At 40.3% G+C, this 6,703-nt stretch carries 6 protein-coding genes; 4 read left to right on the top strand and 2 right to left on the bottom strand.

Features of this window, described 5'->3' with window-relative positions; genetic code table 11:
• Positions 1–36: 36 nt before the first annotated feature.
• On the bottom strand, positions 37–1,311 hold the full coding sequence (locus MOB01S_RS00780) for a transglycosylase SLT domain-containing protein (RefSeq protein ID WP_066800132.1): 1,275 nt from the start codon (positions 1,309–1,311) through the stop codon (positions 37–39).
• Between the two features lie 355 nt (positions 1,312–1,666).
• Positions 1,667–2,431, bottom strand: coding sequence for a Nif3-like dinuclear metal center hexameric protein (locus MOB01S_RS00785; RefSeq protein ID WP_066800135.1), 765 nt, complete (start codon positions 2,429–2,431; stop codon positions 1,667–1,669).
• A 129-nt stretch (positions 2,432–2,560) separates the two neighbouring features.
• Here MOB01S_RS00785 and xseA point away from each other — a divergent pair, with 129 nt between their 5' ends.
• The 4 genes from xseA to MOB01S_RS00805 are packed head-to-tail and all read left to right on the top strand — an operon-like array spanning position 2,561 to position 5,649.
• Complete coding sequence (gene xseA / locus MOB01S_RS00790) at positions 2,561–3,811, top strand: exodeoxyribonuclease VII large subunit (RefSeq protein ID WP_066800138.1); 1,251 nt, start codon at positions 2,561–2,563, stop codon at positions 3,809–3,811.
• A gap of 57 nt (positions 3,812–3,868) precedes the next feature.
• Positions 3,869–4,081, top strand: coding sequence for an exodeoxyribonuclease VII small subunit (gene xseB, locus MOB01S_RS00795; RefSeq protein WP_066800141.1), 213 nt, complete (start codon positions 3,869–3,871; stop codon positions 4,079–4,081).
• Positions 4,078–4,740, top strand: coding sequence for a TerD family protein (locus MOB01S_RS00800; RefSeq protein ID WP_066800145.1), 663 nt, complete (start codon positions 4,078–4,080; stop codon positions 4,738–4,740). Before xseB ends, MOB01S_RS00800 begins: the two co-directional genes overlap by 4 nt.
• Positions 4,741–4,752: 12 nt before the next feature.
• The gene (locus MOB01S_RS00805) at positions 4,753–5,649 is read left to right on the top strand and encodes a LysO family transporter (protein ID WP_066800148.1); all 897 of its coding nucleotides are present in this window, start codon (positions 4,753–4,755) and stop codon (positions 5,647–5,649) included.
• Positions 5,650–6,703 lie beyond the last annotated feature (1,054 nt).

Consider the following 6,703-nt stretch of genomic DNA (forward strand, 5'->3'; position numbering starts at 1 on the left):
TAGCCGTCAGCCAACCAACACACTTTTATACCATCATCAAACCTGCATTTCTTTAATCACTTCTAGATAAGTACGAATATTCGTTACATAGTGCATACACTGAACATACCTACTGTTGTTATGAGCATTGTTTGCCAAATAAGCATAAACTTGCGACCAATTATTGCCGTCTTTACCTTGCTCATCTAGCTCCTTTTGGATATTTTTTACCGCATTGGGTCCCATGTTATAGGACGCAAGCACAAACCACATACGTTCAGATTCTGGTACGTCCATAAACATTTTTTCAAGTTTAGCAAGGTATTTTGCCCCACCTTGAATGCTTTGGACAGGGTCGGTACGGTCAGTTACCCCAAGCTCTTTGGCGGTTTCACTAGTTAGCATCATCAAGCCTTGCACGCCTGTAAATGAAGTCGCATTGGGGTTTAGATGAGATTCTTGGTAACTAACCACCGCCAACAATCGCCAGTCATGATTATGCTTTTTTGCCCCTGCCTTAAAGGCTTGTTTATACATGGGCAACTGTTCAGCCAAAGCACGTTTAAAATGCTTTTCGCTATACGCATTTTCTAGCAATGTTTGGTCATAAAATCTAGCAACCGATTGATTATAAACCAGTTGTTCTGGTTGGCACAAAAAATCAGACGAGTGTTTGAGGATTTTTTCATCACTCTTTAAAAAAGTAAAACCCACCGTTTCGTCAAGCCCATAACCCACCAACTTATCTTTGGTTGGTTTATCACAAGCAATATGGCTGGTTGCTAGCGATTCATCGTCATGAGTCAGCGTACTCAACGCCATGTCCACTTCGCCATCTTTGAGTGCTTGTAGAGCCTCTTGTTCACTATCAAAAGTTTTTAATTCCAACGAAACGCCCAAATGCTCGGCATAATGTCTGGCAACATCATAACCAAAACCATGTAAAATCGTGCCATCTTGAAATAACGTAGAATCGCTTGTGGTGGTTGCCACCACCATTTCTTGTTTGTTGATGATGTTGTCAAATTTGGTAATGGGTGTGATATTGACTGCCATCAGACTACTTACAGGAATGGTTGCCAATGATAAAATGCCCAGATTAAGCAGGTACTTTTTACAGGATTTTTTAAAAGATTTTAAACTAAACGAAGTGGTGCGTGATGTTTGATTTTTTAAAACAGTTTCTGATGGTTGTAAATGAGAATCAATCAATACCTCAACTTGGGGCAATTCCTTTGAAGTGTAAAACACCATGTTTGGCAAATGATGATGATATTCTTTGTGGCAATCAACGGGTTTTGTATATACATTTCTAGGGTAGGTTGCTCGCATATCGTATCCTTGTTTTTATCTCAACTACATAAAAACAACACCGCACAACCAATCAATGTACGATGAAAATAGCTTATAAGATTACTCACTCACAATTCATTGATGAGATGACTAAATAGTAAGTTTTATAAAAAAATACCATACATCTATAATATCCTAGATTTATGACGAGTATGCAAATTGAATTTTGTAAAATGCAGATAAACGGTATAAAATTAAAGATATAATGTCAAAATAAACAATTCTTTACATAAAACAACAATATACAGTCATGCTCTTAAACTGCATAAACCATTTACACCATTAATCAAGTATTTTTTTGTAAACCCATCAATTACTTGACCAAAACTGACCATCATACAGGATTATCAATATCCACAAAGACCACGTCCACACCAAACCGCTTAGCGACAATCTCACCCAATGCCCGAATCCCCCCTTTCTCGGTGGCATGATGTCCCGCCCCAAAATAATCTACACCCAACTCTCGTGCCATGTGCGTGGTGCGTTCGGACGCCTCGCCAGAAATGAACGCCTGACAGCCCATGTGATAGGCTTGTTCTATCATGTCCTGTGCTCCACCTGTACAAATGCCAATTTTAGTTAAAAGACGCTCAGGGTTGGTACTGATGTGCAAAGGTTCACGCCCAAGCGTGGTGGCGATTTTGAGTGCAAAATCTTTGGCGCGAATGGGCGTTGTGGTTGCTATATTACCCACAGGGTACTTTTCATAGGGATACAAAGCACCTACAATATCAAGACCCAACTCTCTGGCAAGCACAGCATTATTGCCAATATCAGCATGAGCATCTAGGGGTAGATGATAGGCGATGAGTGAGATATTGTTTTGAAACAAGGTGCGAATGCGTTTGCCCTTCATGTGCGTCAAGGGAGCAGGCTCACCTTTCCAAAAATAGCCATGATGCACCATGATGGCTTGGGCGTTTTGGCGGACAGCTTCGTCTATCAAAGCTTGGCAAGCAGTTACGCCTGTGATGATTTTGGTGATGGGTGTATCAGCGTCCACTTGTAATCCGTTGGGGCAGTAATCATTAAAGGCAGAGGCTGATAAAAATTCATCACAAAATTGGGTCAAATCATGGGGAGTAAGGGTAGTCATGGCGGTTTTTTTCAAAAAAATTTTTGTTATCTTACGCCAAAAACATCGGTTTGGCAATGTATGGCTGGTAGAAATTGGAAAAAATTTTGACAAACTGCCGATTTATGTTATAGTTTTTATTTTATCATCATGACCACCTTATCATTAAGCGATTATTTGCAAAGCGTTCATGCCGTTATCGGGCAAGTGTTTTATGAACCAGTTTGGGTACGTGCCGACATTCAAGCTCTCAACAGCAAAGGCGGGCATTATTATTTTGAACTTGCCCAAAAAGACGACACAGGACAAATCATCGCCAGTTGTCGTGGTACATTGTGGCGGTATCATGCTGGCAAAATCCTCCAAAAATTCATGCACAGCACAGGACAATCGCTACAAACAGGACTTAGCATTCTCATCAAAGGCACAGCCACCTTTCACGCTCAGTATGGATTTAGCTTTAACATCACCGACATTGACCCTACTTATACGCTGGGCGAGATTGCCAAAGCCTACCACGCCATGCTTGCACGCCTGCATGGCGAGGGACTGACCGATCTTAACCGTTCCTTAGCCATCGCCTTTGACCTAAGGCACATCATCGTCATCGCTCCCAAAGATGGGGCTGGACTTGGGGATTTTCGGGCGGAGGCTGATCGCCTAAGCCAGTTTAAAGCGTGTGAATTTCATTATCACCATGCCACCTTTCAAGGCAACCACGCCCCCCAAGAACTTCGCCAAACCATCACCACTGCCATCAAACAACACCAAGATGAATATCACGCCTTGCCTGATTTACTTGTCATCATTCGTGGTGGTGGTGCGGTGGGGGACTTGGCATATCTAAATGATTATGAACTTGCTTGTCTTGTGGCAGAGCAACCTGTGCCTGTATGGGTGGGGATTGGACATGAGCGAGACAGGGTGATTTTGGACGAGGTGGCTCATACCAGTTTTGACACGCCCTCCAAAGTGATTTTTGGAATTGAAAAAGAGTTAAGAGAACGATTATACCTTTTTAAAACTGCCATCAACACCATCAAATATCAAAGCAAACAACGCCTAGCCACCGCCCAAGCCCAATGCCAACGTGAACAATACCGCACCCAAACCCACGCCAACGCTCGCCTGTCAAACGCTCGCCACGCCCTAAGCCATCACACTCATCAGCACAAAACTGTCCTTGCACGCCTAACCACCCTGCGTGAGCATTGTCGCCATCTACAAAGTGTGGTACTCTCATCTCATCCCAAACGTATGCTCGCCCAAGGCTATGCCATCGTTCGCCAAAACAACAATATCGTCAGTTATGGCACCATCAATCCACAACAAAAGATTGACATAGAATTTTTTGACGGTAAAATGTCAGCCACCATCAACAAAACCACGCCCACCCAATGATGTTGGGTGTTGTGGTTATGCAAAGATTTATGAACACCAAGCCCATTTATTACAATCATGACAACACCGACCACTTTTAAAGATGCCTACGCCATCTTAAAGGCAAATGCCGACCACCTAGAGCACAGTCCCCAACTTGACATTGACAATCTGGTAGCAATTGTTGATGAATCCATACAAGCCTACAAAGTTTGTCAAGACCGCCTCAACGCCATTGAACAAGCCCTAGCACACGCCTTTGACCATTTTGATGAGGGGCAAGCATCGTGAGTACACCCCTAGAAAAATTCTTGGTACCAACCACCCTACATCAGCTTGATATTACTGGCAATTCTTTACTCATCAAACTGTCTTATGGCAACACACAGCTTAACAAAACAGGCATCAACGCCCTACTTGGCAAAATGCCTATTTTAAAAAAACTCACCCCCTTTAAAGCCAAACAACAAAGTATGGATATTGACCTATCCTGCGTGGCATTGGATAACACAGGAAAAGCTCTGTCTGTCATATGGTATGGCAATCTACGCAATACTAACCACAGCATACGCCACACAGGCGACACGCTAAGAGGGGCGGTTAATTTTGAAGAAAGTTTACACCCCCAAGAAACCATCACTGTTCGCCTGCATGAATTGCCCGATGAGGTACATCATTTGGTGTTTTTTGTGAACAGTGAACATGATTTGTCATTGGCTCACAAAGGCATGGTGATACTGACCGATGATGAAAAACACCACGCACAAAAAATTGATTTTCACCATCTAAATGCCGACACCAAAGCCATCATTGCATGGCACATACATCGTCAAGATGATGATTTTGCGGTGTATACACCAGCCAAGAGTATTCAGCTAAATCTCAATCCCAACACCTTTGCCAACTTGTTATCCCAATTTGCCAAAGACTTGGTGCTTGGTACCTCCTAACTGGAATATTTTATGCAAAGCATTTTGGCATTATCACTCATCTTAGCCCCCATGTTTGCAGGTTTTGCCTTGCCACACCACAAAACATGGCACACACTCGCCGAAAAATCGCTTGGCTACCTTGTATATCTCATACTCATCATCATTGGCATAGAGCTAGGAGGTGTACAAAACCTACATCACGAACTTTCCAATATCACCCTATACCTTGCCACACTCATGGCGTTGACTTTGGGTGTGGGGCTTATCCCATTGGTGATTTTTGACAAACTGACCGCCAAACACATCAACGCCCAAACCACACATCGCCAACCCATTCCCTTTAAGGGCAGTTTGGTTCAACTTACTTGCTTGGCGGTCGGATTTATCATTGCAAAATACATACACCCAACCCCACCAGAACACACCATCACCGCTTTACTGATGATATTACTATTTTTGGTAGGAATTTGCCTAAAAAATTCAGGAGTTAGCCTAAAACAAGCCCTACTCAACAAACAAGGACTACACATCAGCATCATTTTTACACTATTTACCCTAGCAGGTGGGGCGATTTTTGCGGTATTATTTGACGATGTAACAATCACACAAGGATTGGCTTTGGCATCTGGCTTTGGTTGGTATTCACTCTCAGGCACGATTATGACAGATGCTTATGGAGCAGTTTGGGGAAGTGTGGCACTTCTTAATGATTTGGGGCGTGAAATTTTGGCATTGATTTTTATCCCTGCCGTCATGCGTCTATCACCATCAGCATCTATTGGTCTAAGTGGGGTTACAGGACTTGATTTTACTTTACCCACACTCACCCAAGCAGGAGGAATGGCTCTTATGCCCACCATCATTAGCTTTGGATTTATTACTAATATCATTTCTCCGATTTTAATGGTGTTGTTTGCATCGTGGTAGCTAACTCAAATTTTGAAGAATGATATGCCAAATGAACTTAAAATATACTACGGATTGTAGGAGCAAATTGCAATTTGCCCCTACTACCAAAAATAAATTTGTGGCACTTTTAAGATGAATTTGGTATATTTACTTCTACATAAGAATGAATGTCCACACAATCAACAACTTGTCATTTTTTGTCTAGGCTTGGGGCAAATATTTACAATACCATTGACCTTAGCAGTAGCAATTAGCAATGATTTAAAAATGCACTTACCAAACACCCACATATAACATGATTTTTCAGGATAAGTTACAATTTGTCTCTACATTCTGATGAGAAGTTTACATCATTTTTATAGTTCCTGTTGGCAATTATTTTTAATTAACTTTTTAAAAAAAATAAAACTGACACTTTTTATTATTAATGAAAAATAAAAAATAAGTCAAATATGGTATTTTTTAGTAAAAATAACAAACTTATTAATAATAAAAAACAATCCTCAAACACCATCAATACCAAACATATAAAATGTCATTTTTACAAAATATTATTTTTATTTTTTATAAAAAAATACAGAACAGAAACAATAAAGAAACATATTATATTTTTTAAATAAATACTAATATTACACGTAAACCATAAAGAAATATATTAAAAAATTTTTATACAAAACAAATAGTTATATTAAAAATACCGCAACCTCATTACAACCACTTTCATCACCTTGTATGTTTTTACCAAAAGTACATTGGCATTCATGTGTGCTATAACAAACAAAATCAACCAAATCCTTTATTCATCATGATTTTTATACATAACATTGGCTTCTTATTTCACATTCCATTTTTTAACAAAATACTAGATTTTAATAAAAATCGTTTGATATAATCACCCAAACAATAATAATCATTAGTAAGTAATGAAAGTGCTTTGATTGCATTAAAAAACCAAAAAAAGATTTTTAATGTAATCTAATCACTAACATCACTTACCTGATGTCTAATGGTTATCACAACATCAACGCTGTTGCCACCGAACCCAAACGCAATATCGGGGGGGGGGGGGGGG

The sequence above is a fragment of the Moraxella oblonga NBRC 102422 genome, from assembly GCF_001598275.1.
In the GTDB taxonomy this organism is placed as follows: domain Bacteria; phylum Pseudomonadota; class Gammaproteobacteria; order Pseudomonadales; family Moraxellaceae; genus Moraxella; species Moraxella oblonga.